Source organism: Oryzomicrobium terrae (assembly GCF_008274805.1).
In the GTDB taxonomy this organism is placed as follows: Bacteria; Pseudomonadota; Gammaproteobacteria; order Burkholderiales; family Rhodocyclaceae; genus Oryzomicrobium; species Oryzomicrobium terrae.
Window position 1 is genome coordinate 2,377,376 of sequence record NZ_CP022579.1, and the last position, 23,185, is coordinate 2,400,560.

Sequence of the window (23,185 nt, forward strand, 5' to 3'; positions counted from 1 at the left end):
GATCTCATGGAATTTTTCCGCATCAAGAAAGACATTCCCTTCATGCGCCATGCGCTGGTGTTCAACGTCATTTCGTTGCTCACCTTCGTCCTGGCCGTGTTCTTCCTCCTCCACCGCGGGCTGCACCTGTCGGTGGAATTCACCGGCGGCACCCTGGTGGAGGTGAAGTACGAGCAATCCGCCGACCTGGAAGGCATCCGCGGCGCCCTGAGCAAGGCCGGCTATTCGGACGTGGCCGTGCAGAACTTCGGTTCCAGCCAGGACGTGCTGATCCGCCTGCCGCTCAAATCCGACCAGCAGAGCGCCCAGATCGGCCAGCAGGTGATGGACGTGCTCAACGCCGGCGTGCCCGGCGCCAGCCTGTCCCGGGTCGAATTCGTCGGTCCCCAGGTGGGCCGCGAACTGGCCGAGAACGGCGCCCTGGCCCTCTTGGTGGTGATCGTCGGCATCGTCGTGTACCTGGCCTTCCGCTTCGAATGGCGCTTCGCCGTCTCGGCGATCATCGCCAACCTGCACGACGTGGTGATCATCCTGGGCTTCTTCGCCTTCTTCCAGTGGGAATTCTCCCTCTCGGTGCTGGCGGCGGTACTGGCGGTGCTGGGTTACTCGGTGAACGAATCGGTGGTGGTGTTCGACCGGGTGCGCGAAACCTTCAAGAAGGTGCGCGGCCTGAGCACCCCGCAGGTGCTCGACCACGCCATCACCAGCACCATCTCGCGGACCATCATCACCCACGGTTCGACCCAGATGATGGTGCTGTCGATGCTGGTGTTCGGCGGCGAGACCCTGCACTACTTCGCCATGGCCCTGACCATCGGCATCTGCTTCGGCATCTATTCCTCGGTGCTGGTGGCCAGCCCCCTGGTGATGTGGCTGGGCGTGTCCCGGGAGCAGTTCATCAAGGCCCCCAAGGCCAAAGACCCCAACGTGTCCGAGGACGGCGCCTGCGTCTGACCCCTCCCCTGGGCCACAAAAAAGAGCCGCGGCATCGCCAGATGCCGCGGCTTTTTTCTTGGCCGGCCGGAAAGTTCGTTTTGCCGCCCCTTGGAAAGGCACGCCAGTAGCCGATCTTCACGGTATACCCTTGGAACACCGCGCCAATAAAGGCGATCCAGCCCTACCCTCTGGAGATCGGCCAGGGACGCGGGGTTCCAAGGCCCCTACGTTGACTGACGCAAGCGGAGCGCCCGCATAGGATAGGTTCAGACCGCCAGATGGGCGGGCGGCAGCCCCTGCCGGTAGCGCTCCCAGGCCAGTTCCAGCCCCCGGGCCAGGTCGGCGGCGAAGGCGGCGCTGTCGAACAGGGGGCAGACGAGGCGCTGCTGCGCCAGGCGCTGACGCAGGTCGGCCAGCCGTGCCCGGTCCCGGGCCAGATCGAGCACCAGGGCTTCGTAGCCGGCCGCGCTGTCCGCCACCAGTTCGCCCAGCCCGGCGGCGCGCACGACGCTGGCCGAGACCCGGGCGACGAAGGTATCGCCGCACCAGGCCACCTGGGGCACCCCGGCCCACAGGGCGTCGCTGGCGGTGGTGTGGGCATTGACCGGGAAGGTATCCAGGGCCAGATCGGCGCAGGCCAGGCGCCCCAGGTGCTCGGCCACCGGGACGTGGGGCGCCCACACCAGGCGGGACGCTTCCACTCCGGCCTCTTCGGCCGCCTGGCAGAAGTGGGCCATGGCCGTGGCATCGCCTTCGAGCAGCCACAGCAGTGCATCGGGAACCTGGCGCAGCACCCGCATCCACAGCATGAAGGTGGGCCGGGTGATCTTGTAGGGCTGGTGAAAGGCCGCCAGCACCCAGGCGGATTCCGGCAGGCCCAGGGCGGCGCGGTCGGGGCGGGGAGCGACGGCACGGCGGCGGTCGTTGGGCTGGTAGCACTGGGGCAGGCGCAACACCTGCTCGCTGTAACCGGCCTCGGCGCCGGGCGGGATCACCACCGGATCGGCGATGATGTAATCGATCCAGGGCGCCCCCATGGTGCCGGGAAATCCCAGCCACTGCATTTGCAGCGGGGCGGGACGGTGGGCCAGGATGCCGCCGCGGAAGCCCTGGGTCCAGCCCTTGAGGTCGATGGCGATGTCGATGCGGTCGGCCCGCATGCGTTCCGCCGCCTGGCGGTCGGAAAGCTCCCGGACATCCACCCAGGTCGGAATCGCACCGCGCAGCCGTTGCCGGTAGGCGTCGTCGCGAACCGGACCGTAATCGTAGGCGACCAGGTGGAAGCGCTGGCGATCCAGGAACTCCAGCGCCCCGGCGAGCAGATGGGCGGTGGCATGGTCGCGGAAATCCGCCGACAACAGGCCGATGCGCAGCGGCGCTCCAGGGAGTGGTGCCATGCCCGCATCCCGGGGGGGCAGCGGTGCGTAGGCGGAAAAGCGGGCGGCAAAGTGACGGGCCACGCGCAACTGCTCGGCGGCGGTGGTGCCCGGGGTGGTGAGGTAGGCGAACGGGGCTACCTGATGGGCCCGCTGGACTTCCAAGCCGGCGGGATCGGCCAGTTGCTCCTGGAGGGCGGCTTCGAGCAGTTCCGCTCCGTCCCAATCCCCCACCTGGCGGCAGGCATGGGCGCCGGAGAGCAGCCAGTCGGCCCGGGGCGTGCGCTGCACCGCTTCGATGAAGGCGCCCCGGGCCATAGCCTGGTCCCCCAGGTCGGCGCAGGCGCAGCCCAGGTTGTAGTAGGCCTGGGCATAGTCGGGATCGACCTCCAGGGCGCGCAGAAAGGAGGCCTTGGCCTCCGCCAGGGCGCCGGCGTCGCGCAGGGCGGTGCCCAGGTTGTTGTGGGCGAGGGCCCAGTCTGGCGCCAGCTCGGCGGCCCGCCGGCCGGCGGCCACCGCCTCACCCAAGGCCGCCCGGTTTTGCAGGGCGACGCACAGGTTGGACCAGGCCACCGGGCTACCGGGAGCAACCGCAACCGCCTGCTGCAACCAGGCCTCGGCTTCGCCGCTTTCACCCGCTTCGAGCAACAACCCGCCGAGCATCGCCAACGCCGCCGCATCGTCGGGCAGGAGGCGCACGTTCGCGCGACAGAAGGCCAGTTGCAGGGCCGGATCGCCCAGTTCCACCAAGACCTCGCGGCACAGCTGGGCCAGCGCCCGATCCTGGGGCGAGCGTTCGAACGCCTGCCAGAACTGCTCCAGGGCTTCGGCTTTGCGCTGCTGGGCCAGGTAGGCGCAGCCCAGGTTGTAGCGCGGCGTGGCGGCCTCGGGCTGCAAGCGGATGGCGCCCTGATGGGCTGCCACCGCTTCGTCGAGGCGTCCGGCGCCGGCCAGGGCGTTGCCCAGGTTGCTGAGGGTCTGCGCATCCCCGGGGAGCAGGCGGGCCGCGGTCTGCAAGGGGGCCACCGCCGCTTCCGATTGCCCCAGGGCATGCAAGGCGCTACCCAGCAGCTTGTGGGCCAAGCCGTCGTTGGGCGCACGGTGGGTCAACGCCCGGGCCCCAGTCACCACCTCATCGTAGCGGCCGGCGGCGAAGGTCTGGGCCAGATGGGCGATCACGTCGGTGTTGGCAGGCGAAGCGGGACGGGGAGGATGGGCGGACATGGCCGGCATGGGGAAGCGGAAAGGTTGGGGGTGAAATCCTGACAAGCCGTGCAGTCTAGCAGGGCCCTGGGCGGTGCCCTCTCCTGCCCCGTGAAAACACAGCATCCCTGCGGCACAACGCAACGCGCCGCGCGGTTGCGCGGCGCATTGCGGACTACAGAAGAAGGGCTCAGCGGGCGACGTGCCAGACGCTGTTGAAGCCATCGCCGTTGGCATCGCCGGGCTTTTGATCCTTGCTCCAGAAATACAGGGGTTTGCCTTTGTAGGCCCACTGCTGCCGACCGTCGTCCCGGGTGACGATGGACCAGTCACCCATCGGCTTGTCCCCCGCCATGGCGTAGAGCGGCGGCCAATTGGCGGCGCAGGGGCCATTGCAGGTGCTCTTCATGCCCCCCGCAGGGTCCCGGTCGGAGGTGTACAGGGTCATGCCGTTGGCCCCGACCAGCATGCCACCTTGCATGCGGGCCGGGGCCATGGCCTGGCCGGACGAGGTAGCGCAGGCGGTCACTAGCAATAGCCCGGCCAGGGCCAGGGACGGGGTGCGCAAAAAAAACAGGTTCATGGTCGTTCTCCTCGTTGTTGTAAACGCTGCGCTCAGCGCCGGCATCGGGCACGCTCGCAAACCCGGCAAGGCGAAAGCCGTGCAGGTTTGGCATCGGACGGAGTCGGGCGTTCCGCAGCCCACCCAATGGGGGAACCATGTTGTTCGCGTTAAAATCGGCGATTGCCCTGCCCTCCCCTTGCCCAAGGAGCCTGACCGTGGCCACCCAACGCATTTACCTGTGGGATCTGCCCACCCGCTTGTTTCACTGGCTGCTGCTGGCAGCCTTCGTCGCCGCCTTCATCACCGGCCAGGTCGGTGGCAACCTGATCGTCTGGCACGGGCGTCTCGGCGTGCTGATCCTGGCCCTGGTGGTATTTCGCCTGGTGTGGGGGCTGATCGGCTCCACCTACGCCCGCTTCAGCCAGTTCGTCGCCGGTCCCGGTGCCATCGCCCGCTACCTGCGCGGGCAATGGCAGGGAATCGGCCACAATCCCCTGGGCGCCCTGTCGGTCATGGCCCTGCTCGCCCTGATCGCTACCCAGGTCGGCACTGGCCTGTTCGCCAACGATGACATTGCCTTTACCGGTCCGCTTTACGCCCTGGTGGATGCGGAGCTGTCGAACCGGCTGACCGGGGTGCACAAGTTCCTCTCCGACGTTCTCCTCGGCCTGGTGGGGCTGCACGTGCTGGCCGTGGCCTACTACCGGCGGATCAAGAAGCACGATCTGCTGACGCCGATGGTCACCGGCTGGAAGAACGACGCACCGGCCCACAGCCGCTCGGCCCAGGGTGGCGGCATCGTCGCCTTCGCCACCGCCGCCCTGGTTGCCGGTGCCGTGGCCTGGGCGGTAGGCAGCGGCTGGCTTGGCCATACCTTCGCCCCCCCGCCGCCCCCCCCGGCGGCAACCGAGACACCTAGCTGGTAAGGCTCACGCCGCCCCGCTCGGCTGGAGCGCGACGGAGCCATCACCCTAGCCCCTCCCCCCAGCACGCTCTGCCAAGAAAAAAGCCGCCGGGCAACCCCGGCGGCTTTTTTCTTGGCAATACAGCTGGGCAGGCCGCGCTTAGTCCTTGCGGAACTTGTCGTGGCAGCTCTTGCAGGTTTCGCCGGTCTTGCCGAACTGGGCCTTGATGGCGGCCACGTCGCCGGTGGCGGCCACCTTGTCGAGTTCGTTGGCAGCGGCGCCAAAGGCGCGGGCCAGCTTGCCAGCCTCTTCCTGCTGGGCGAAGAACTCCGACTTGAGGCGGGTTTCCTTCCAGCCGGCACCCTTGTCGGTACCCGGCAGGTACAGCGCCCCCATGCCGGAGTTGGCCACGGCAGCAATGGCGTGGGCGGCGTTGGCCACCTGTTCCTTGTTGAAATTGCCATCCAGGTTGGCCTTGATCTTGCCCATGTTCCAGGCCAGGAAGCCGTAGGCGGACTGACGGAACTTGATCGCGTCCTCATGCTTCATCTGGGCGTGGGCAACGGCGGTGCAGGACAGGCAGACGGCAACGCAGGCGATACGGGAGAGCAGCTTCATTGTTCTATGACTCCTGTTGTGCCCCGAAAGGGGTCGATGGACACGCCGCTCACCCGGCCCTCGGGGCCCGGGCGGCAGCCTGCCGATTATTCCATGATCCTAGCGGCTGGCATGTAACCGAGGTTACACAAGGTACGTGGAGCGGGCACGTCGAGCACTCGGGACGGTCGATCCCAGGGCACGGGTGGCCAAGCCAGGCCCGACGCCACGGGCGCGCCGGCCCGAGGCCAGCGCCTTACTCGGCGAAGACGTGCTTGATGCGCAGGGTGATGCCGGTTTCGATGATCTGCAGCAGCCGGTCGATATTGGGGTGCTTGCCAGGATGGGCGCGGGCATCGTCGGTGTGCTCGGCGTAGATCTCCAGGCCCTTTTGCGCGGCCTGGGGGGTGATGGCGCCGTAGGTCTGGGCCAGGTGGTTGTACACCGCCACCGAACCGGCGCTGCCCGGCTTGTTTTCGAGGAGGGCCACGGCGTTGCCGTCGGCGTCGAGCAGGTTGATGGCGGCCAGGTGGGAAATGCCCGGGAGTTTCTTCAGGTTGTCGGCGAACATGGGAGCAAAGCGGAATAAGGCAAAAAACGAGGATTAACGGCTGCGGGCGAGGCCCAGGACTAGCCCGGTGGCCACGCCGGCAAAAACGAGGGACAGGGCGATACCGGGTACGCCGCGCTGGGGGCCCATCAGCCACCACACCAGGGCGCCGCCGAAGGCTCCCAGGACGCCACCGAACACGCCGCCGCGCAGCCCCGCCGCCCGCAGGCGGCGGGTGCGCTCCGCCGGCGCCTCGTCGCCCACGCAATGCGGGCAGTAGAGGGCATCGGCCGGAACGTCGTTACCGCACTTGGGACAGCGCATGACGTAGAACGATGGACAGCGGCGGTCAGGCGCTCAGATGCGCTTGGCCAGCTCGGCCGCCTTGCCGGTGTAGTCCCAGGGGGTGAGCTTGAGCAGCTCGGCCTTGGCGGTCTCCGGGATATCCAGGGTGGCGACGAAGGCTTGCATGCCTTCGCGGGAGACGCGGGTGCCCCGGGTCAGCTCCTTGAGCTTCTCGTAAGGGTTGGCAATGCCGTAGCGACGCATCACGGTCTGGATCGGCTCGGCGAGCAGTTCCCAGTTGGCGTTGAGGTCGTCGTGCATGGCCTGGGCGTTGGCTTCCAGCTTGTTCAGGCCGCGCAGCAGGGAATCGTAGCCGAGCAGGGCGTAGCCGAGGCCGACGCCCATGTTGCGCAGCACGGTGGAGTCGGTCAGGTCGCGCTGCCAGCGGGAGATGGGCAGCTTCTCGGAGAGGTGCTTGAGCACGGCGTTGGCCAGGCCCAGGTTGCCCTCGGAGTTCTCGAAGTCGATCGGGTTGACCTTATGCGGCATGGTGGAGGAGCCCACTTCGCCGGCCTTGACCTTCTGCTTGAAGAAGCCCAGGGAGATGTAGCCCCACACGTCCCGGTCCAGGTCGATCAGGATGGTGTTGGCCCGGGCGAAGGCGTCGAACAGCTCGGCCATGGCGTCGTGGGGCTCGATCTGGATGGTGTAGGGGTTGAATTCCAGCCCCAGGCTCTCGACGAAGCGCTTGGCAAAACCTTCCCAATCGTAGCCGGGATAGGCAGCCAGGTGGGCGTTGTAATTGCCCACGGCGCCGTTGATCTTGCCGAGCAGGCCGACCTGCTCGATCCGGCTGCGGGCACGGGTCAGGCGGTACACCGTGTTGGCCAGTTCCTTGCCCATGGTGGACGGCGTAGCCGGCTGACCGTGGGTGCGGCTCATCATCGGCACGTCGGCCAGTTGGTGGGCCAGTTCGCGCAAGCGGGCGATGACCTTGTCCAGGGACGGCAGCAGGGCCTCTTCCCGGGCCAGCTTGAGCATCAGGGCGTGGGACAGGTTGTTGATGTCTTCCGAGGTGCAGGCGAAGTGGATGAACTCGCTGACCTTGGTGACTTCGGCGTTGGCCTTGGTCTTGTCCTTGATCCAGTACTCCAGGGCCTTCACGTCGTGGTTGGTGGTGGCTTCGATGTCCTTCACCGCCTGGGCGTCGGCTTCGGAGAAGTTGTTCACCAGGGCGTCCAGCTCGGCCACGGTGGCGGCGGAGAAGGCCGGGATCTCGGCGAAGTGGGGTTCGGCCGCCAGGGCCTTGAGCCACTCGATCTCGACCCTGAGACGGTGACGGATCAGGCCGTATTCGGAGAAGGCGGAGCGCAGAGCGTCAACCTTGGCGGCATAGCGACCATCGAGGGGCGAGAGGGCCGTGAGGAAACTGGCGGGCATAACGGACATCCAAGAAGTCAGGAGGATCGTGACGACAATCGACGGCATTCAGCCACAAGTCAGGTAAGCTAGCACCAATTTGGTGCATGACACCGATCATCAGAGCCGGGCATTTTATCACGCGCCCTCCGCAATCCCCTTGCCCTCAGGCGCGCCCCGCCGATTCGGTCGGGGGCCGATGCTATACTTTGCCCCGACTTCGCCCATCCGGCGTTACTTCTCTCCCGAGAAAGCGACAAGAAAAGAACCATGAAGCTGTTCGGTACCCATACCAGCCCCTACGCCCGTAAAGTGCGTATCGTCCTGGCCGAAAAAAAGATCGATTACGACCTGGTGATCGACGCCCCCCGCTCCCCCGACAGCGCTGTGCCCCTGCACAACCCGCTCGGCCGCATTCCCGTGCTGGTGCTCGATGACCAGACCCCGGTATTCGATTCGCCGGTGATCGTCGAATATCTGGACAATGTCACCCCCAACAACAAGCTGATGCCGCAACCCAACCGGGAGCGCATGGAGGTCAAACGTTGGGAGGCCCTGGCCGACGGCCTGCTCGATTCCGCCGTGGCGATCCGCAACGAATCCCTGCGCAAGGCCAAGGAACAGAACGCCGAGTGGATCGCCCTGCACCGCAGCGCCATCGACCGCACCCTGGCCTTCATGGCCGAGGAGTTGGGCGAGAAGGCGTATTGCATGGGCACCCACTTCGGCCTGGCCGACATCGCCGTGGGCTGTGCCCTGGGCTACCTGGATTTCCGCTTCGCCGAACTCGACTGGCGCCAGACCCACCCGAACCTGGCCCGGCTCTACGAAAAGCTCGAACAACGCCCCTCCTTCCAGGAGACCATGCCCCGGGACGCTTGATCTGGCGGTCATTTCCAGAGCCCCTGCCCGGAGCGCCTTTATCCACGCGGTGTTCCAGGCATACCCTCTGAAGATCCGCACCCTGCTTGGCCTCACGGCCAGGCCCATGAAAAAAGCCCGTCGCAATGACGGGCTTTTTTCATGGGCGAAGAGAAAGGGCGGCGCCGTAGCGCCCCCCCCGACTCAGTCGCGGAAGTTGCCGTACTTGATGGGGAAGTCCTCGATGGACTTCTTCACCAGAGCAATGGTCTCCTGCAGCACATCGCGCTTGGCACCGGTGACGCGCACGGTGTCGCCCTGGATGGCGGCCTGGACCTTGAGCTTGGAGTCCTTGATCAGCTTGACGATCTTCTTGGCCAGCTCGCTTTCGATGCCGATCTTGATCTTCAGCTCCTGCTTGACCTTGTCGCCGGACACCTTCTGCACGCTCTGGGCATCCAGGCGCTTGGTGCAATCCGGCTCCTTCTTCTCCATTTCGGGGAAGAGGATGACCTTGATCTGGTCGAGCTGGAAGTCGGAATCGGCAAAGATGGTGACGAGCTTGTCCTTCTCGTTCAGCTCAACCTTGGCACTGGTGCCCTTGAAGTCGTGGCGCCCGACGATCTTCTTGCCGGTCGAATCGATGGCGTTCTTCAACGCCACCATATCCACTTCTGAGGAAAAATCGAAAGACGGCATGCGATCCTCCGCTCAGCCGAAGTAGCAGACGTAGTGGTAGGGCTCGGTCACTTCGATGTCGAAGCTGGAGTCGCCCGGCACGTTGAAGGCCTGGCCCGGACCGGAGGTCTTCCATTCGGTCTCGCCCTTGAGGCGGTAGCGGCAGGAGCCGGCCACGGTTTCCATGACTTCCGGAGCACCGGTGTTGAAGGTCAGGGCGGCAGGCAGGATCACGCCCACGGTCTTCTTCGAGCCGTCGGCGAACAGCACGGTGTGGGAGACGCACTTGCCGTCGAAGTAGACGTTGGCCTGCTTGACGACGGAAACGTTATCGAATTGGGTCGCTTGGGACATGGGTCAAATTCCCCAGATTTTCTGAATGATGGTTTTGGCGATGAAGCCGAGCATGCCGAAGGCCAGGACGAAGAAGAGCACGAAGGTGCCCGTCTTGCCGGCCTTCGACTTCCAGGCGATCTCGGCGATGATGAAGAGCATGAAGAGGATGAACAGCCCGATCCCGAAGGTCGAGCCGAAATCCGAAATCTGCTCTTCGGAAAAGCCGAACAGGGTTCCTTCCACCGGGCTACCTCAGCTCTGACCGTTAGCCGCGCTTGGCCCGGGCGTTGGCGGCGATGCGCAGACGCAGGGCGTTGAGGCGGATGAAGCCGTGGGCGTCCTTCTGGTCGTAGGCGCCGGCATCGTCCTCGAAGGTGGCGATGGTCGGGTCGAACAGGGAATCGGTCTTGGAATCCCGGCTGACGACGATCACGTTGCCCTTGTACAGCTTGACGCGCACCCAGCCGTTCACCGTTTCCTGGGTGGTGTCGATCAGGGCCTGCAGGGCGCGGCGCTCCGGGCTCCACCAGTAGCCGGTGTACACCAGGCTGGCGTAGCGCGGCATCAGGTCGTCCTTGAGGTGGGCGACTTCCCGGTCCAGGGTGATGGATTCGATGGCGCGGTGGGCCTTGAGCAGGATGGTGCCCCCCGGGGTTTCATAGCAGCCGCGGGACTTCATGCCGACGTAGCGGTTTTCCACCAGGTCGAGGCGGCCGATGCCGTGCTTGCCGCCCAGCTCGTTGAGCTTGGCGAGCAGTTCGTGGGCCTTCATGCGGGTACCGTTGATGGCCACCAGGTCACCCTTCTCGAACTCCAGGTCCACGTACTCAGCGGCATCCGGGGCCTTCTCCGGGGAAACGGTCCAGCGCCACATGTCTTCCTCGGCCTCGGCGGCAGGGTTTTCCAGGTGGCGGCCTTCGAAGGAGATGTGCAGCAGGTTGGCGTCCATGGAGTACGGCGAACCGCCCTGCTTGTGCTTCATCTCGATGGGGATGCCGGCCTTCTCGGCGTAGGCGAGCAGCTTCTCGCGGGAGAGCAGGTCCCACTCGCGCCACGGAGCGATCACCTTCACGTTCGGCATCAGGGCGTAGTAGCCGAGCTCGAAGCGCACCTGGTCGTTACCCTTGCCGGTGGCGCCGTGGGAGACGGCATCGGCGCCGGTCTGGCGGGCGATCTCGATCTGGCGCTTGGCGATGAGCGGACGGGCGATGGAGGTGCCGAGCAGGTACTCGCCCTCATACAGCGCGTTGGCGCGGAACATGGGGAAGACGAAGTCGCGCACGAACTCTTCGCGCAGGTCGTCGATGAAGATGTTCTCGGGCTTGATGCCGAACTTGAGCGCCTTCTGGCGGGCCGGCTCCAGCTCTTCGCCCTGGCCCAGGTCGGCGGTGAAGGTCACCACTTCGCACTGGTAGGTGTCTTGCAGCCATTTCAGGATGACCGAGGTGTCCAGGCCGCCGGAGTAGGCGAGGACCGCTTTTTTCACGTCGCTCATGATGTGTGCCTTACAACAGAAAATTGAAAACGGGGAATTCGGAAATGCGTGATGTCAGCCGCTTCAGCTGGCGTCCACACGGCCCAGCAACAGGTATTCCATGAGGGCCTTCTGGGCGTGCAGGCGGTTTTCCGCCTCGTCCCAGACCACCGACTGGGGCCCGTCGATGACCTCGGCGGAAACTTCCTCGCCGCGGTGGGCGGGCAGGCAGTGCATGAACACGGCGGAGGGATCGGCCACCCGCATCATGTCGCCGTCGACCTGGAAGTCGGCAAAATCCTTGAGACGCTCTTCGTTCTCGGCCTCGAAGCCCATGGAGGTCCACACATCGGTGGTCACCAGGTGGGCGCCGCGGGCAGCATCCATCGGGTCGGCAAAGGCCTCGAAGTGGGTACCGGCGACACCGGCCCGCTCCGGCTCGACCTCATAGCCTTCCGGAGTGGAGACGTTGACCTTGAAGTCGAAAATTTCGGCAGCCTGCAGCCAGGTGTTGCAGACGTTGTTGGAATCGCCGATCCAGGCCACGGTCTTGCCCTTGATATCGCCGCGGTGCTCGATCCAGGTAAAGATGTCGGCCAGGATCTGGCAGGGGTGGTATTCGTTGGTCAGACCGTTGATCACCGGCACCCGGGAATTGGCGGCAAAGCGTTCGATGATGTCCTGCTCGAAGGTGCGGATCATCACCAGGTCGCTCATGCGCGAGATCACCTGGGCTGCGTCTTCCACCGGCTCGCCCCGGCCCAGCTGGGAATCCCGTGTGTTCAGGTAGATGGCGGAACCGCCCAGTTGGTGCATGCCGGCCTCGAAGGAGAGGCGGGTACGGGTGGAGGCCTTCTCGAAGATCATCACCAGGGTACGGTCGGCCAAGGGCCAGTAGCGCTCGTACCCCTTGAACTTGCGCTTGATCCAGGCGGCACGCTCGAAAATGTAGGCGTACTCCTCCTGGGTGAAATCCTTGAACTGGAGATAATGCTTGAGTGACGACATGGGTCTCCCTCCTTATCGTTATGGGTAGCGCGGCTCAGACGCGAATCAGGCGCCGAGGAAGGTCCGGATCAGCGGTGCGAGGCGGGCCACCAGTTCCCGGGCATCGGCCTCGGAGAACACCAGGGCCGGCAGCAGGCGCACCACCTTTTCGGCGGTAACGTTGATCAGCAGCCCCGCTTCCAGGCCCCGGGCCACCAGTTCGCCGCAGGGGCGATCCAGCTCGATGCCGATCATCAGGCCACGGCCACGAATCTCGACCACGCCCGCAACACCGGCCAGGGCCTCGGCCAGGCCACTGCGAATCTGCTCGCCTACCTTGACCGCGTTGTCGCGCAGACCGTCCCGCTCGATACACTCCAGGGTAGTCAGGGCTGCGGCGCAGGCCAGGGGATTGCCGCCAAAGGTGGAACCGTGGTTGCCCGGCCCGAACAGGCCGGCGGCCTTGCCCGAGGCCAGGCAGGCGCCGATCGGCACACCGGAGCCCAGGCCCTTGGCCAGGGTGGCCACGTCGGGCAGTACGCCCGATTGCTGGTAGCCGAACCAGGTGCCGGTCCGGCCGACGCCGCACTGCACCTCGTCGCAGATCAACAGCCAGCCCTTTTCGTCGCACAGGGCGCGCAACTGGCGCTGGAACTCCAGATCGGCGATGTGGATACCGCCTTCGCCCTGGACCATCTCCAGCATCACCGCCACCACGTTCTGGTTGTGCCCGGCAATGCCGCGGATCGCTTCCAGGTCGTTGTAGGGAACCCGCACGAAGCCCGACACCAGGGGTTCGAAGCCCGCTTGGGCCTTGCGGTTGCCAGTAGCCGAGAGGGTCGCCAGGGTGCGGCCGTGGAAGGCCTTTTCCATGACGATGATGGCTGGATTGTCCACCCCACGCTGGTGGCCGTAGAAGCGGGCCAACTTGATGGCCGCTTCGTTGGCCTCGCAGCCGGAGTTGCAGAAGAACACCTCGTCCATGCCCGATACGGCGGCCAGGCGGTCGGAGAGCTCCTCCTGCAGAGGAATGCGGTACAGGTTGGAGGTGTGCAGCACCCGGGCCGCCTGGGTGGCGATGGTGGCCACCAGGTCCGGGTGATTGTGTCCGAGGGTGGAAACGGCAATGCCGGAAAGAGCATCCAGGTACCGCTTGCCGTCGGTATCGACGAGCCAGGAACCTTCACCGTGGGAAAACGCCACGGGGAGCCGGGCGTAGGTATTCATGACGTGCGACATAAGCAATCCCGCTACCGACCGCCGGCCTGCCCGGTGGCTCTGGTACTGCGAAACGTTGAGCACATCCGGCGGGGCGGAAAAAAGGATAAGCGGCGGGGTCACCGGACCGCCCGGGGAAAACCCACCCAGCCAGTCTGAATCCCGCCGCTCAGCTTGTAAGACCCTAGAGTTTAAGCGAAATCACCGTCCCGGCACAAACCGCCGGGGGCAAAAACAACCCCGGCTGCACCTTTGCCCGACAATCACCACCTCTTCCGTTGGCCCAACCCGGCGCCATGCAGCACCCAGGCACCAAAACGGTGCAAAACCTGCACAACAGAGAGCTGCTCGCCTCCCTGAAAGCGAGTTGCGGACAATCACCCGCCTAGCGCGCCATATGCGTACATATGCGTACCGATCCCACTCCAGCATTCGAACGGAGCGATTGCTTACTCGGCCAGACGGGAGTGCGGAAAAGCGCAAAGGGAGAGGGAAAAATCGCGGCAGGAGACCAAGCAATAAGGACAAGCAAGCAGGAAACCAGCCCTGCCAATAGCAAGCCACCTTGCCAAACCACCAACCCGCCAACGCGTGGCGCAGGTCAAACCGGTGCCGAAACGATTCCGACTCTGCCTTCCACGGGCAAGGCATCGAAACTGGCTGCCGCATGGCGGCCGCCCCCCACTTGGCGGCGTGTCTCGAGCACTTCGCAATCGTGATAAATCTGGCGGAGCTTGGTGACGGCCTCGTGCTCGTCACGACCGTAGATCAGCAGATTGTCCACTACCCCACCATGACGGGTGCGAATACGAAAACCGTATTTGGTCACAAGCAAGGGTTGCACGGGAGACCTTCGCGAGCACATCGAGATGGGCAAAGTATATGCAGCGCATTTGAAATGCACAATGCATGCGAGCGGCCAAGCAAGGAATGGGCAGCGACCAACAGCGCCTCCCCGGACGCCCGGGATTCTGCTAAGATTCGCCTCGAAAAAAAGCGCTCTTTCACCTTCTCCCCAGCCGCCAGGCCCACGGAGAAGAGGCTTCGGAGACAGCCCCAAGCGCGCCACCAAGTGAGCACCATGACGGATCACACCGCGGACACAACCGCACGCAACTTCATCATCGTCGGCCTCACCCACGAGGGTCGGCGCTTCCGCCCCAGTGACTGGGCCGAACGGCTTTGTGGCGTCATGTCCGCCTTCGGTGCCGAAAAGCGGATGAAATACTCTCCCTACGTCGGCCCCTGCTCCAGCTCTGGCGAAAAGGCGGTTTTTGTCGATGGCCGGCTCTACGACATCGAACCCCTCGCCTACCGCTTCCTGCGCAATTTCGCCGCCGACAACGAACTGCAACTCGTCGAAGGCTGCTGCCGCCCTGCCAATTAAGCCTTACGGCACGAATCCGGATCAATACTGCAAGACACACCATTCGCCCACAATGGGCAAAACAAAAAACGGCACCCAAAGGTGCCGTTTTTTGTGGCCACGCTATAAAGCGTAGCGGGCGGGGGCCTGAAGTCGGTTAGGACTTAGGCGGCCAGCGCCTTGATCTGAGCGGACAGGCGGCTCTTGTGACGAGAAACTTTGTTCTTGTGCACGATCCGCTTGTCGGCGATGCTGTCGATCACAGATACGGACTGTTGATACACCGCTTGAGCAGCTGCCTTGTCACCCGCTTCGATCGCCTTGCGCACTTTCTTGATCGCAGTACGCAGCGTCGAGCGCAGGCTGGCGTTGTGGGCGCGTTGCTTTTCGGCTTGACGCGCGCGTTTGCGAGCTTGTGCGCTATTGGCCATGGAATTCGTTCCTGAAAAAAGAATGGGGGGATTGCTAAAGAGGCCGGAATATACCGTTTTTCCCGCTGGGCATCAAGCCCCTTTTCAGCCTCGTCTGCCGACAAACCGTCCGGCACCGCCGGCACACCTCATGCCAAGGCGCTTTCCACCGAGCGGGACAGAATGAAGACATAGTCGGAAAACTCGGGACGGTGAATATCCAGGTGCTGGAACATCAGGTCGGCAGCCACCTCACCCTTGCCATCGCGAATGGCCTCGGCAATTGCCACGTGCTCCTGGGCAGTTGACATGCGCCGGCCGGCAACCCGGTGGATATGCCCCCGGTAAGGTGCGGCGCGCCGACGCAGCTGCTTGACCGATTCTTCCAGCAGGCGATTGCAGCTGCCGGCGTAGATCAATTCATGGAAGCGGGTATTGGCGGCGGTATATACGGCCGCCTCGTCGGCCGCCGCGGCCTGCAGGGTTTCCTCCGCCACGGCCAGCAGCCGGGTCACGTCGTCCGGCTTCATCCGCCGCGCAGCCAACCGGGCCGATGCGGACTCCATCACCGCCAGCATCTCGAAAAGCTCGAACACGCTGGCCAAAGAGATGCGCGCAACGAAAACCCCCTGGCGCGCCCGATGCTCGGCAAGGCCATCGGAAACCAGGCGATTCAGGGCTTCGCGGACCGGGGTGCGCGAGACGCCGAAGCGCGCCGCGAGCTGGCGCTCGTCCAGCCGGTCGCCCGGCGGATAAGTGGCATTCAGGATGTCGGCTTCGATGGCTCGACTGATCCGCTCCGCTTGGGAGACGTTGTCGTCATCTTGTGGCATTGCATCAAATCCCCAGAAATAACCTGCAAATCATACAGTTTTTCGTACTTGGCACCATGTGCATTGCAGCATGAAAAACTAAAATTTATTTTTGGTATACCAAAAAAAAGTATTGGTATATATTAAACCCGAGTCACCTGCCACAACACTGACAAAAAGCTGTGCAAAGCAGTCCGCACAAGTCATGCGCCCCCCCCCCCCTGCCCGGGGCGTAGAGCAGTGAGGTTCGTGCAGGCTATTAAGCATTATCGAGAGAGTTAAATGCTTAACCCGACCCAACCTGGCTCGATGAAAAATTCTGGCATACCAGAAAAAACAGATCTAGCACCAAGCGGTTGCCAAAAGGTTACCGCTCCCAAAGGAGGAACTGGCTTGTCCCACACTGGTTTTACAGGGGCCACCGTAGACACCCGCCTGACGGCCCTCTTCGCGCCCGGCGTCGGCACGCCCCTGGCCTCGTCCTCGGCTCTGCGGCTGATGACCGGCTCGATCGCCGGACACCACGTCCTGGTCGCCGCCACCGACCCCCATGCCGACAAGGGCGTGCTCGGCATTGCCGAATGCGCCGACCTCCGCCGCACGGTACAAATGGCCCGGGAAAGCCGCACGCCCCTGGTGCTGTTGATCGATTCGGCGGGGGCTCGCCTAGACGACGGCCTGCCCATTCAAGGGGCCTTGCGCGGACTGATGCGGGAACTGCTCGACGCCAGCCTGGACGGTCTGCCCAGCATCGCCCTGCTCGGCCGCAACGTTTTTGGCGGCGCCAGCATGCTGGCGTTCGCCACCAGCCAGCGCTGCTATGCCCCGACCACCCTGCTCGCCATGTCCGGCCCCCGGGTTTTGCAGGCCGGCGGCGGCGATGAACGGGCCATCGTGATCGAGGCGATCGACGGCATGGCCCGGAGCCGCCACGGTGATACCGAGCGACTGCTCGACGACAGCCTGACGGCCTATGCCGACGCCCTGCGCGACTGGCTCGTCGCACATTCCCTCGACGCTCCAGCCGCCAGCATCGCGGCGGAACGGCGTCACCTGGCACAGCGCTTGAGCACGGCGCCCCAGCCGGTGACCGCCGCCATTGAGTTCGAACCCGCCCAAGGCCCCCTGTCGTGCCGGGGGCAAGCCTTCGTCGGTACCACCGACGTGCTCAAGCTCGCCACCCTGGCCGAGGCGGCCAGCGGGCCCCTGACGCTCCACCTGGATTGCGCCGGGCACAGCGTGCGCCTGGGTGACGAACGCCTGATCCTGAGCCAATACCTGGTGCACCTGGCCAAGACCCTGCGCCAGCGGGTGCGGGCCGGCCAGCCGGTGAATCTCACGATCGCCGGTGAGATTTCCGGCGGTATCTACATTGCCGCAGCCGGGGCCGCCTCCACAGTACGCATTGCCCCGGGCGGCAGCGTCCGCACCCTGCCCCAGTCGTCCCTGGACAACATCCTCAACCGCCCTGCGGCTGCCAGCGCCGACTTCGCCCATTACGTCGAATTCGGCGTCGCCGACACCGTTTCCCCCCAGCCCTGACCCCACATCCACCATGAATGCCAACATCTTCGCCACCTTCGAAGCCATCGCCCGGGAAGCCGGCGAGGCGCCTTTCCTCGAAACCGACGACGGCCAGGTCCTCAGTTACGCCCAGATGCTCGGCCTCACCGCCCGTTACGCCAACGCCCTGACCCGCCTCGGCGTCACCCCGGGGGACCGGGTGGCGGTCCAGGTCGATAAATCGGCGCAGAATTTCTGCCTCTACCTGGCCACCCTGCGCCTCGGTGCAATCTACCTGCCCCTCAACACCGCTTACCAGTTGGGCGAACTGCAATACTTCCTCGAAGACGCGGAACCCCGCGTGTTTGTTTGCGCTCCGGCCGATTACCCGACCAAGAGCGAGCTCGCCGCCCGTCACGGCGTAGCCCATACCCTGACCCTGTCCGACGACGGCAGCGGTACGCTGCGCGCCCTGGCCGCCGGCGAGAGCGACAGTTTCACCACCGCCCAGGCCCAACCCGACGATGTGGCGATCATCATCTACACCTCGGGCACCACCGGCCGGCCCAAGGGGGCCATGCTCACCCACGCCAACCTGCTCAGCAACGGTCGCGCCCTGACCAAGCTGTGGGGCTTCACCGACAAGGACGTGCTGCTCCATGCCCTGCCCCTGTTCCACGCCCACGGCCTGTTCATCTCCAGCCACTGCGCCCTGCTGTCGAAGAGCCGCATCCTGTTCCTGAAGAAGTTCAACGCCGAGCAAGTGCTGGCCCTGCTGCCCCGGGCCACGGTGATGGTGGGGGTGCCCACCTTCTACACCCGGCTGCTCGACCAGCCCGGCTTCACCGCCGCCAGCGCCGCCACCATGCGCGTCTTCATCTCCGGCTCGGCCCCCCTTCTGGCGGAAACCAACCGGGAATTCGAGCAGCGCACCGGCCAGATCGTGCTGGAACGCTACGGCATGACCGAGTCGGCCATCATCGCCTCCAACCCCTTCGCCGGCGAACGGCGCATCGGCTCGGTGGGCCTGCCCATCGACGGAGTCGAGGTGCGCATCGCCGATGGCGACGACCGGCCCCTGGCCGCCGACCAGGTGGGCGGCATCCAGATTCGCGGCAGCGGCGTGATGAAGGGCTACTGGCGCAAGCCGGAGAAGACCGCCGAGGAATTCACCGCCGACGGCTGGTTCCGCACCGGCGACCTGGGCACCCTGAGCGCCGACGGCTACCTGACCATCGTCGGCCGGGCCAAGGACCTGGTCATCTCCGGCGGCTACAACGTCTATCCCAAGGAAGTAGAGATGGCCATCGACGCCCTGCCTGGCGTGGTCGAATCCGCCGTGATCGGCGTGCCCGACCGAGACTTCGGCGAAGCCGTCACCGCCGTGGTGGTGCGCAAGGACGAGAGCCTGGTCGGCGATGGCATCATCACGCCCCTCAAGAGCCAGCTGGCCAACTACAAGGTGCCCAAGCACGTCCACTTCGTCACCGAACTGCCGCGCAACGCCATGGGCAAGGTGCTCAAGAACGTGTTGCGCGACACCTACGGAAAAACCGGCACGGCTGCTTAACAGCCGGCCACCCCACCCCGACCCCAACCGACCCATCACATCCATCCCAATGGAGGAGACCATGACTCAAGCCTTCAACCCCACCCGCCGGCTGGTCTGCGGCACCCTGGCCAGCCTGCCCCTTGTGGGCCTGTCCGGGTTCGCCAGCAACGCCTTCGCCCAGAATTCCACGGCCCTCAAGATCTCCCACCAGTTCCCCGGCTCCACCGGCAATGACGGTGACTTCCGCGACCGCATCTGCCGCATCTTCGCCGCCGAGGTGGAAAAGCGCTCCGGCGGGGCGCTCAAGTTCAACGTCTATCCGGGCTCGTCCCTGATGAAGACCAACGCCCAGTTCAGCGCCCTGCGCCGCGGCGCCCTGGACATGAGCTTCTTCCCCGTTTCCTACGCCGGCGGCGAGGTACCCGAGCTGAACATTGCCCTGATGCCGGGCCTGGTCACCTCCTACGAGCAGGGCTTCGCCTGGAAGAACGGCGAGATCGGCAAGGCCCTCAACGACCTGCTGTTCGACAAGGGTGCCGTACCCATCACCTGGGTGTGGGAAGCGGGCAGCATCGCCAGCAAGACCAAGCCGGTGATCTCCCCGGACGACGTGAAGGGCATGAAGATCCGCGGTGGCAGCCGGGAAGTGGATCTGATGCTCAAGGCTGCCGGCTCCGCCGTGGTCACCCTGCCTTCCAACGAGCTGTACGCCGCCATGCAGACTGGCGCTGTGGATTCGGTCATTACCTCCTCCACCAGCCTGCTGTCGTTCCGCCTCGAAGAAGTCTCCAAGCACCTCACCACCGGCCGCAGCAAGTCGTTCTGGTTCATGGCCGTGCCGCTGCTGATGTCTCGGGCCGTGTTCGAGAAGCTGCCCAAGGACCAGCAGACCCTGATCCTCCAGGTCGGCGCCGAGATCGAGAAGTACGGTCTGGACGCGGTCAAGACCGACGACCGCAACGTGGCCACGGTGTACCAGAAGGCTGGAGCCAAGACCTACGACCTGGATGCGGCGACCGTCGAGAAGTGGCGCGCCATCGCCCGGGACAGCGCCTGGAAGGACTACGCGGCCAAATCCCCCAACTGTGCACGCTTCCTGCAACTGGCCGAAAAGGTGACCGGATGAGCCACGGTTTCGAACTCGAAGGTTCGAGGCCACTGGTGGCGCCGCCGGCAGGCGGCGTCCTCGGCCTGGCGCTACGCGCCATGGCCGGGCTCAACCGGGCCATCCTCGGCCTGTCCATGCTGGCTCTCCTGGCCGCCGCCCTCGTCCTCACCGGCAGCGTCTTCCTGCGCTACTACCTGCACGTCCCCACCGACTGGCAGGACGAGGCCGCCGTCTTCCTCCTGGTCGGCGCCACCTTCCTCTGCGGCGCCTACGTCCAGGAGCAGCGCAGCCACGTCGGCATCGAGTCCCTGGCCAGCCTGCTGCCCCCCTGGGCCGACCGGCTGCGCCGCCTGTTCTGCGATGCCGCCTCCTGCCTCTTCTGCACCTTCTTCGCCTGGAAGTCCTGGACCCTCTTCCACGAAGCCTTCGTCGAGGGCCAGACCACCTCGTCAGCCTGGGCGCCGCCCCTGTGGATTCCCTACGGCCTGATGGCCACCGGCATGACCTTGCTCGCCCTGCAGTTGCTGCTGCAGACCGCCCTTCACTTTTCGTCTGCCAAGGAGGCCGCATGAGCGAAAGCATCGTCGGAACCCTCTACGGCCTGGGAACCCTGCTGCTGATGTTCTCGGGCATGCCCATCGCTTTCGCCCTGGGCCTGATCGCCGTCGTCTTCATGTTCTTCTTCATGCCCGGTTCCGCCCTGGATACGGTCACCCAGAACGTCTATGAGGAGATGGCCAGCATCACTCTGCTGTCGATCCCCCTGTTCATCCTGAAAGGGGCGGCCATCGGCAAGTCCCGCGCCGGCGCCGACCTGTATTCGGCGATCCACGCCTGGATGCACAAGATCCCCGGTGGCCTGGGCATCGCCAACGTGTTCGCCTGCGCCCTGTTCGCCGCCATGGCCGGCTCCAGCCCGGCCACCTGTTCGGCCATCGGCAGCGCCGGCATTCCCGAGATGCGCGCCCGGGGCTATTCGCCGGGCTTTGCCGCCGGGATCATCGCCGCCGGCGGCACCCTGGGCATCCTGCTGCCGCCGTCGATCACCATGATCCTGTTCGCGGTGGCGGCCGAGCAGTCCCTGGGACGCCTGTTCCTCGCCGGGGTGGGCCCTGGCCTGCTGCTGGTGGGCCTGTTCGCCGGCTACGCGGCCTGGCGCTACAAGAAGGAATACAACCAGGCCCTGGACGTCTACCGGGCAGGGGGGCCGAAGTCGGCCTACCTGGACGAGTTGAACATGACCCTGGCCGACAAGACCCGCATGCTGCCCCGGGTGCTGCCCTTCGTGGTGCTCCTGATCGGCGTGATGGTGGCCCTCTACGGCGGCTACGCCACGCCGTCGGAGACCGCCGGCCTGGGCGGGGTGCTGGCCCTGGCCTTGATCGCCCTGGTCTATGGCATCTGGCGGCCCCGCCAGCTGACCCCGATCCTGTCGAGCACCCTCAAGGAATCGACCATGCTGATGTTCATCATCGGCATGTCCTTGCTCTATTCCTACGTGATGAGCTACCTGCACATCAGCCAGTCCACCGCCGAATGGATCGTCGGGCTGCAGCTGTCGAAGTGGGTGCTGCTGGCCACCATCCTGTCGATGGTGATCGTGCTCGGCTTCTTCCTGCCGCCGGTGTCGATCATCCTGATGACCGCCCCGATCATCCTGCCGCCCCTCAAGGCCGCTGGCTTCGACCTGATCTGGTTCGGCGTGGTGATGACCGTGGTCATGGAGATGGGCCTGATCCACCCGCCGGTGGGCCTCAACATCTTCGTCATCAAGAACGTGGCCCCGGACATTCCCCTCAAGGACGTCATCTGGGGCGTCATGCCCTTCGTCGGCCTCATGTTCGTCGCCGTGGCCCTGCTCTGCCTTTTCCCCTCCATCGCCACCTGGTTCCCCGACCTGATCATGGGCCCGGCGATCCTGCCCGGTAGCGGCGGCTGACGATCCCCCTAAACTACCCCCCTTCCCCCGCTCCGGCGGGGGTTTTTTCTTCTTCCCACGCAACGACGGAGCACAACGTGGAGCGCATGGCAAACGACACCCTGCTGCGCCTGGACCGCATCCTGGACCTGGCGGAAACCTTCCTCACCGGCCGCCCCCAGCCCCCGGACTGGAGCGCCTCCTGCGCCTTCGCCTGGCGCCGGCGGCGCAGCCTGGGCAGCCTGGAGACCCTGCGCGACGACGCTCTGGACGCCGCACCGAAACTGATCGGCCTGACCCGCGAACAGCAGCTGGTGGAACGCAACACCGCCCAGTTCGTCGCCGGGCTGCCGGCCAACCACGTGCTGCTGGCCGGCGCCCGGGGCACCGGCAAGTCGTCCCTGGTCAAGGCCATGGTCGCCCGCCACCGCCACCAGGGCCTGCGCCTGGTGGAGATCGACCGCCAGCACCTGGACGACCTGCCGGACGTGATCGACCTGCTGCGCGACCGGCCGGAGCGCTTCATCCTCTTTCTCGACGACCTGTCCTTCGACGCCGGCGACACTGGCTACAAGTCCCTCAAGGTGGCCCTGGACGGCTCCCTGGGCGCCCCGGGCGACAACGTGCTGATCTACGCCACCTCCAACCGGCGACACTTGGTGGCAGAGCAGGCCAGCGACAACCTGGGCTACCACGGCGCCGACAATGGCAGTGGCGAGCTGCACCCCGGCGATGCGGTGGAAGAAAAAATTTCCCTGGCCGAGCGCTTCGGCCTGCGCCTGGTGTTCTACCCCCTCTCGGAGGACGAGTACCTGGCCATCGCCCTGCACTGGATCGAACACCTGGGCAACCGCCCCAAGGGCGCCAAGGCCGCCGCCGCCCGACGCGAGGCCCTGGCCTGGAGCGCCGAGCGGGGCGCCCGCAGCGGCCGGGTGGCCTACCAGTTCGCCCGGGATTACGTGGGCCGCCAGGGGCTGGCGGACTGAGCGGCGGGTGGCGGAACGGGCCGGCCGTCAGGGCACGGAACGCCCCGGGCTGCTAAGATGCGCTGCCCGGGGCCGCCCGGCGCGCCCGCTGCCGGGCGGCCCCGGCCACAAAGGCCGTTTTCATTCCGGCCGCGAACCAC

The 23,185-nt window shown here is 65.4% G+C and carries 25 protein-coding genes; 10 read left to right on the plus strand and 15 right to left on the minus strand.

The features are described 5' to 3' along the window. Positions 1-6 precede the first annotated feature (6 nt). Positions 7-954: a protein translocase subunit SecF gene (gene secF, locus OTERR_RS10790; RefSeq protein ID WP_149425749.1), complete on the plus strand. Its 948-nt coding sequence runs from the start codon at positions 7-9 to the stop codon at positions 952-954. A 248-nt stretch (positions 955-1,202) separates the two neighbouring features. Here secF and OTERR_RS10795 read toward each other — a convergent pair whose 3' ends face one another. Together OTERR_RS10795 and OTERR_RS10800 are read right to left on the minus strand one after the other, a co-directional pair. Continuing rightward, entirely contained in the window at positions 1,203-3,536 is a 2,334-nt protein-coding gene (locus tag OTERR_RS10795; RefSeq protein ID WP_187775222.1) for a tetratricopeptide repeat protein, read from the minus strand. A 169-nt stretch (positions 3,537-3,705) separates the two neighbouring features. Beyond that, positions 3,706-4,098 (minus strand): COG4315 family predicted lipoprotein, encoded by a 393-nt coding sequence (locus tag OTERR_RS10800; RefSeq protein WP_149425751.1) that lies wholly within the window; start codon positions 4,096-4,098, stop codon positions 3,706-3,708. Between the two features lie 197 nt (positions 4,099-4,295). Here OTERR_RS10800 and OTERR_RS10805 point away from each other — a divergent pair, with 197 nt between their 5' ends. Continuing rightward, the gene (locus OTERR_RS10805; RefSeq protein ID WP_054620353.1) at positions 4,296-5,006 is read left to right on the plus strand and encodes a cytochrome b/b6 domain-containing protein; all 711 of its coding nucleotides are present in this window, start codon (positions 4,296-4,298) and stop codon (positions 5,004-5,006) included. A 138-nt stretch (positions 5,007-5,144) separates the two neighbouring features. On the opposite strand, the gene OTERR_RS10810 is transcribed toward OTERR_RS10805, so the two are convergent. The 4 genes from OTERR_RS10810 to purB form a co-directional block, all read right to left on the minus strand. After that, positions 5,145-5,603: a c-type cytochrome gene (locus OTERR_RS10810; RefSeq protein WP_054620352.1), complete on the minus strand. Its 459-nt coding sequence runs from the start codon at positions 5,601-5,603 to the stop codon at positions 5,145-5,147. Between the two features lie 235 nt (positions 5,604-5,838). Then, positions 5,839-6,153 carry a DUF2322 family protein gene (locus OTERR_RS10815; RefSeq protein WP_054620351.1) on the minus strand — a complete coding sequence of 105 codons (315 nt, stop codon included), beginning with the start codon at positions 6,151-6,153 and terminating at the stop codon, positions 5,839-5,841. Positions 6,154-6,186: 33 nt separating this feature from the next. Next, positions 6,187-6,456 (minus strand): zinc ribbon domain-containing protein, encoded by a 270-nt coding sequence (locus OTERR_RS10820; protein WP_149425752.1) that lies wholly within the window; start codon positions 6,454-6,456, stop codon positions 6,187-6,189. 33 nt (positions 6,457-6,489) lie between these two features. Further along, positions 6,490-7,866, minus strand: coding sequence for an adenylosuccinate lyase (gene purB, locus OTERR_RS10825; RefSeq protein ID WP_223115934.1), 1,377 nt, complete (start codon positions 7,864-7,866; stop codon positions 6,490-6,492). 240 nt (positions 7,867-8,106) lie between these two features. Here purB and OTERR_RS10830 point away from each other — a divergent pair, with 240 nt between their 5' ends. Further along, positions 8,107-8,718: a glutathione S-transferase family protein gene (locus tag OTERR_RS10830; protein WP_149425754.1), complete on the plus strand. Its 612-nt coding sequence runs from the start codon at positions 8,107-8,109 to the stop codon at positions 8,716-8,718. A gap of 183 nt (positions 8,719-8,901) precedes the next feature. On the opposite strand, the gene OTERR_RS10835 is transcribed toward OTERR_RS10830, so the two are convergent. From OTERR_RS10835 to OTERR_RS10865, 7 genes are all read right to left on the minus strand, one after another. Beyond that, complete coding sequence (locus OTERR_RS10835) at positions 8,902-9,396, minus strand: YajQ family cyclic di-GMP-binding protein (protein ID WP_054622112.1); 495 nt, start codon at positions 9,394-9,396, stop codon at positions 8,902-8,904. 12 nt (positions 9,397-9,408) lie between these two features. Continuing rightward, positions 9,409-9,729, minus strand: a complete 321-nt coding sequence (gene ppnP / locus OTERR_RS10840; RefSeq protein ID WP_054622111.1) for a pyrimidine/purine nucleoside phosphorylase — start codon at positions 9,727-9,729, stop codon at positions 9,409-9,411. Between the two features lie 3 nt (positions 9,730-9,732). Then, positions 9,733-9,954: a DUF2788 domain-containing protein gene (locus OTERR_RS10845; RefSeq protein WP_223115935.1), complete on the minus strand. Its 222-nt coding sequence runs from the start codon at positions 9,952-9,954 to the stop codon at positions 9,733-9,735. 22 nt (positions 9,955-9,976) lie between these two features. Beyond that, positions 9,977-11,206 (minus strand): argininosuccinate synthase, encoded by a 1,230-nt coding sequence (locus OTERR_RS10850; RefSeq protein WP_054622110.1) that lies wholly within the window; start codon positions 11,204-11,206, stop codon positions 9,977-9,979. A 63-nt stretch (positions 11,207-11,269) separates the two neighbouring features. Then, positions 11,270-12,193 carry an ornithine carbamoyltransferase gene (argF, locus tag OTERR_RS10855; protein WP_054622109.1) on the minus strand — a complete coding sequence of 308 codons (924 nt, stop codon included), beginning with the start codon at positions 12,191-12,193 and terminating at the stop codon, positions 11,270-11,272. Between the two features lie 45 nt (positions 12,194-12,238). After that, on the minus strand, positions 12,239-13,411 hold the full coding sequence (locus tag OTERR_RS10860; RefSeq protein ID WP_149425755.1) for an aspartate aminotransferase family protein: 1,173 nt from the start codon (positions 13,409-13,411) through the stop codon (positions 12,239-12,241). A gap of 580 nt (positions 13,412-13,991) precedes the next feature. Beyond that, the gene (locus OTERR_RS10865) at positions 13,992-14,234 is read right to left on the minus strand and encodes a hypothetical protein (RefSeq protein WP_149425756.1); all 243 of its coding nucleotides are present in this window, start codon (positions 14,232-14,234) and stop codon (positions 13,992-13,994) included. Between the two features lie 237 nt (positions 14,235-14,471). On the opposite strand from OTERR_RS10865, the gene OTERR_RS10870 reads away from it, so the two are divergent. Beyond that, the gene (locus OTERR_RS10870) at positions 14,472-14,777 is read left to right on the plus strand and encodes a DUF3579 domain-containing protein (RefSeq protein ID WP_054622107.1); all 306 of its coding nucleotides are present in this window, start codon (positions 14,472-14,474) and stop codon (positions 14,775-14,777) included. Between the two features lie 143 nt (positions 14,778-14,920). Here OTERR_RS10870 and rpsT read toward each other — a convergent pair whose 3' ends face one another. Beyond that, positions 14,921-15,187 (minus strand): 30S ribosomal protein S20, encoded by a 267-nt coding sequence (rpsT, locus tag OTERR_RS10875; protein ID WP_054622106.1) that lies wholly within the window; start codon positions 15,185-15,187, stop codon positions 14,921-14,923. Between the two features lie 128 nt (positions 15,188-15,315). Continuing rightward, positions 15,316-15,999, minus strand: coding sequence for a GntR family transcriptional regulator (locus OTERR_RS10880; protein ID WP_054622105.1), 684 nt, complete (start codon positions 15,997-15,999; stop codon positions 15,316-15,318). 372 nt (positions 16,000-16,371) lie between these two features. On the opposite strand from OTERR_RS10880, the gene OTERR_RS10885 reads away from it, so the two are divergent. From OTERR_RS10885 to OTERR_RS10910, 6 genes are all read left to right on the plus strand, one after another. Further along, on the plus strand, positions 16,372-17,520 hold the full coding sequence (locus OTERR_RS10885) for a carboxyl transferase domain-containing protein (RefSeq protein ID WP_187775223.1): 1,149 nt from the start codon (positions 16,372-16,374) through the stop codon (positions 17,518-17,520). 13 nt (positions 17,521-17,533) lie between these two features. After that, positions 17,534-19,051: a malonate--CoA ligase gene (locus OTERR_RS10890; protein ID WP_149425758.1), complete on the plus strand. Its 1,518-nt coding sequence runs from the start codon at positions 17,534-17,536 to the stop codon at positions 19,049-19,051. 61 nt (positions 19,052-19,112) lie between these two features. Continuing rightward, positions 19,113-20,159, plus strand: a complete 1,047-nt coding sequence (dctP, locus tag OTERR_RS10895) for a TRAP transporter substrate-binding protein DctP (RefSeq protein ID WP_149425759.1) — start codon at positions 19,113-19,115, stop codon at positions 20,157-20,159. Further along, a complete protein-coding gene (locus OTERR_RS10900; RefSeq protein WP_054622101.1) occupies positions 20,156-20,713 on the plus strand; it encodes a TRAP transporter small permease in 558 nt (185 codons plus the stop codon). The genes dctP and OTERR_RS10900 overlap by 4 nt, the downstream gene beginning before the upstream one ends. Then, positions 20,710-22,080 (plus strand): TRAP transporter large permease, encoded by a 1,371-nt coding sequence (locus tag OTERR_RS10905; RefSeq protein ID WP_149425760.1) that lies wholly within the window; start codon positions 20,710-20,712, stop codon positions 22,078-22,080. The genes OTERR_RS10900 and OTERR_RS10905 overlap by 4 nt, the downstream gene beginning before the upstream one ends. Before the next feature lie 86 nt (positions 22,081-22,166). Then, positions 22,167-23,045 (plus strand): ATP-binding protein, encoded by an 879-nt coding sequence (locus tag OTERR_RS10910; RefSeq protein ID WP_223115936.1) that lies wholly within the window; start codon positions 22,167-22,169, stop codon positions 23,043-23,045. The last annotated feature ends 140 nt before the right edge of the window (positions 23,046-23,185 follow it).

Coding starts and splice junctions, on each gene's coding strand:
- OTERR_RS10800 (WP_149425751.1), bottom strand. CDS start 4,098: ATGAACCTGTTTTTTTTGCGCACCCCGTCCCTGGCCCTGGCCGGGCTA.
- OTERR_RS10910 (WP_223115936.1), top strand. CDS start 22,167: ATGGCAAACGACACCCTGCTGCGCCTGGACCGCATCCTGGACCTGGCG.
- OTERR_RS10905 (WP_149425760.1), top strand. CDS start 20,710: ATGAGCGAAAGCATCGTCGGAACCCTCTACGGCCTGGGAACCCTGCTG.
- secF (WP_149425749.1), top strand. CDS start 7: ATGGAATTTTTCCGCATCAAGAAAGACATTCCCTTCATGCGCCATGCG.
- OTERR_RS10810 (WP_054620352.1), bottom strand. CDS start 5,603: ATGAAGCTGCTCTCCCGTATCGCCTGCGTTGCCGTCTGCCTGTCCTGC.
- OTERR_RS10830 (WP_149425754.1), top strand. CDS start 8,107: ATGAAGCTGTTCGGTACCCATACCAGCCCCTACGCCCGTAAAGTGCGT.
- OTERR_RS10820 (WP_149425752.1), bottom strand. CDS start 6,456: ATGCGCTGTCCCAAGTGCGGTAACGACGTTCCGGCCGATGCCCTCTAC.
- purB (WP_223115934.1), bottom strand. CDS start 7,866: ATGTCCGTTATGCCCGCCAGTTTCCTCACGGCCCTCTCGCCCCTCGAT.
- OTERR_RS10870 (WP_054622107.1), top strand. CDS start 14,472: ATGACGGATCACACCGCGGACACAACCGCACGCAACTTCATCATCGTC.
- rpsT (WP_054622106.1), bottom strand. CDS start 15,187: ATGGCCAATAGCGCACAAGCTCGCAAACGCGCGCGTCAAGCCGAAAAG.
- OTERR_RS10850 (WP_054622110.1), bottom strand. CDS start 11,206: ATGAGCGACGTGAAAAAAGCGGTCCTCGCCTACTCCGGCGGCCTGGAC.
- OTERR_RS10860 (WP_149425755.1), bottom strand. CDS start 13,411: ATGTCGCACGTCATGAATACCTACGCCCGGCTCCCCGTGGCGTTTTCC.
- dctP (WP_149425759.1), top strand. CDS start 19,113: ATGACTCAAGCCTTCAACCCCACCCGCCGGCTGGTCTGCGGCACCCTG.
- ppnP (WP_054622111.1), bottom strand. CDS start 9,729: ATGTCCCAAGCGACCCAATTCGATAACGTTTCCGTCGTCAAGCAGGCC.
- OTERR_RS10880 (WP_054622105.1), bottom strand. CDS start 15,999: ATGCCACAAGATGACGACAACGTCTCCCAAGCGGAGCGGATCAGTCGA.
- OTERR_RS10795 (WP_187775222.1), bottom strand. CDS start 3,536: ATGTCCGCCCATCCTCCCCGTCCCGCTTCGCCTGCCAACACCGACGTG.
- OTERR_RS10890 (WP_149425758.1), top strand. CDS start 17,534: ATGAATGCCAACATCTTCGCCACCTTCGAAGCCATCGCCCGGGAAGCC.
- OTERR_RS10815 (WP_054620351.1), bottom strand. CDS start 6,153: ATGTTCGCCGACAACCTGAAGAAACTCCCGGGCATTTCCCACCTGGCC.
- OTERR_RS10900 (WP_054622101.1), top strand. CDS start 20,156: ATGAGCCACGGTTTCGAACTCGAAGGTTCGAGGCCACTGGTGGCGCCG.
- argF (WP_054622109.1), bottom strand. CDS start 12,193: ATGTCGTCACTCAAGCATTATCTCCAGTTCAAGGATTTCACCCAGGAG.
- OTERR_RS10835 (WP_054622112.1), bottom strand. CDS start 9,396: ATGCCGTCTTTCGATTTTTCCTCAGAAGTGGATATGGTGGCGTTGAAG.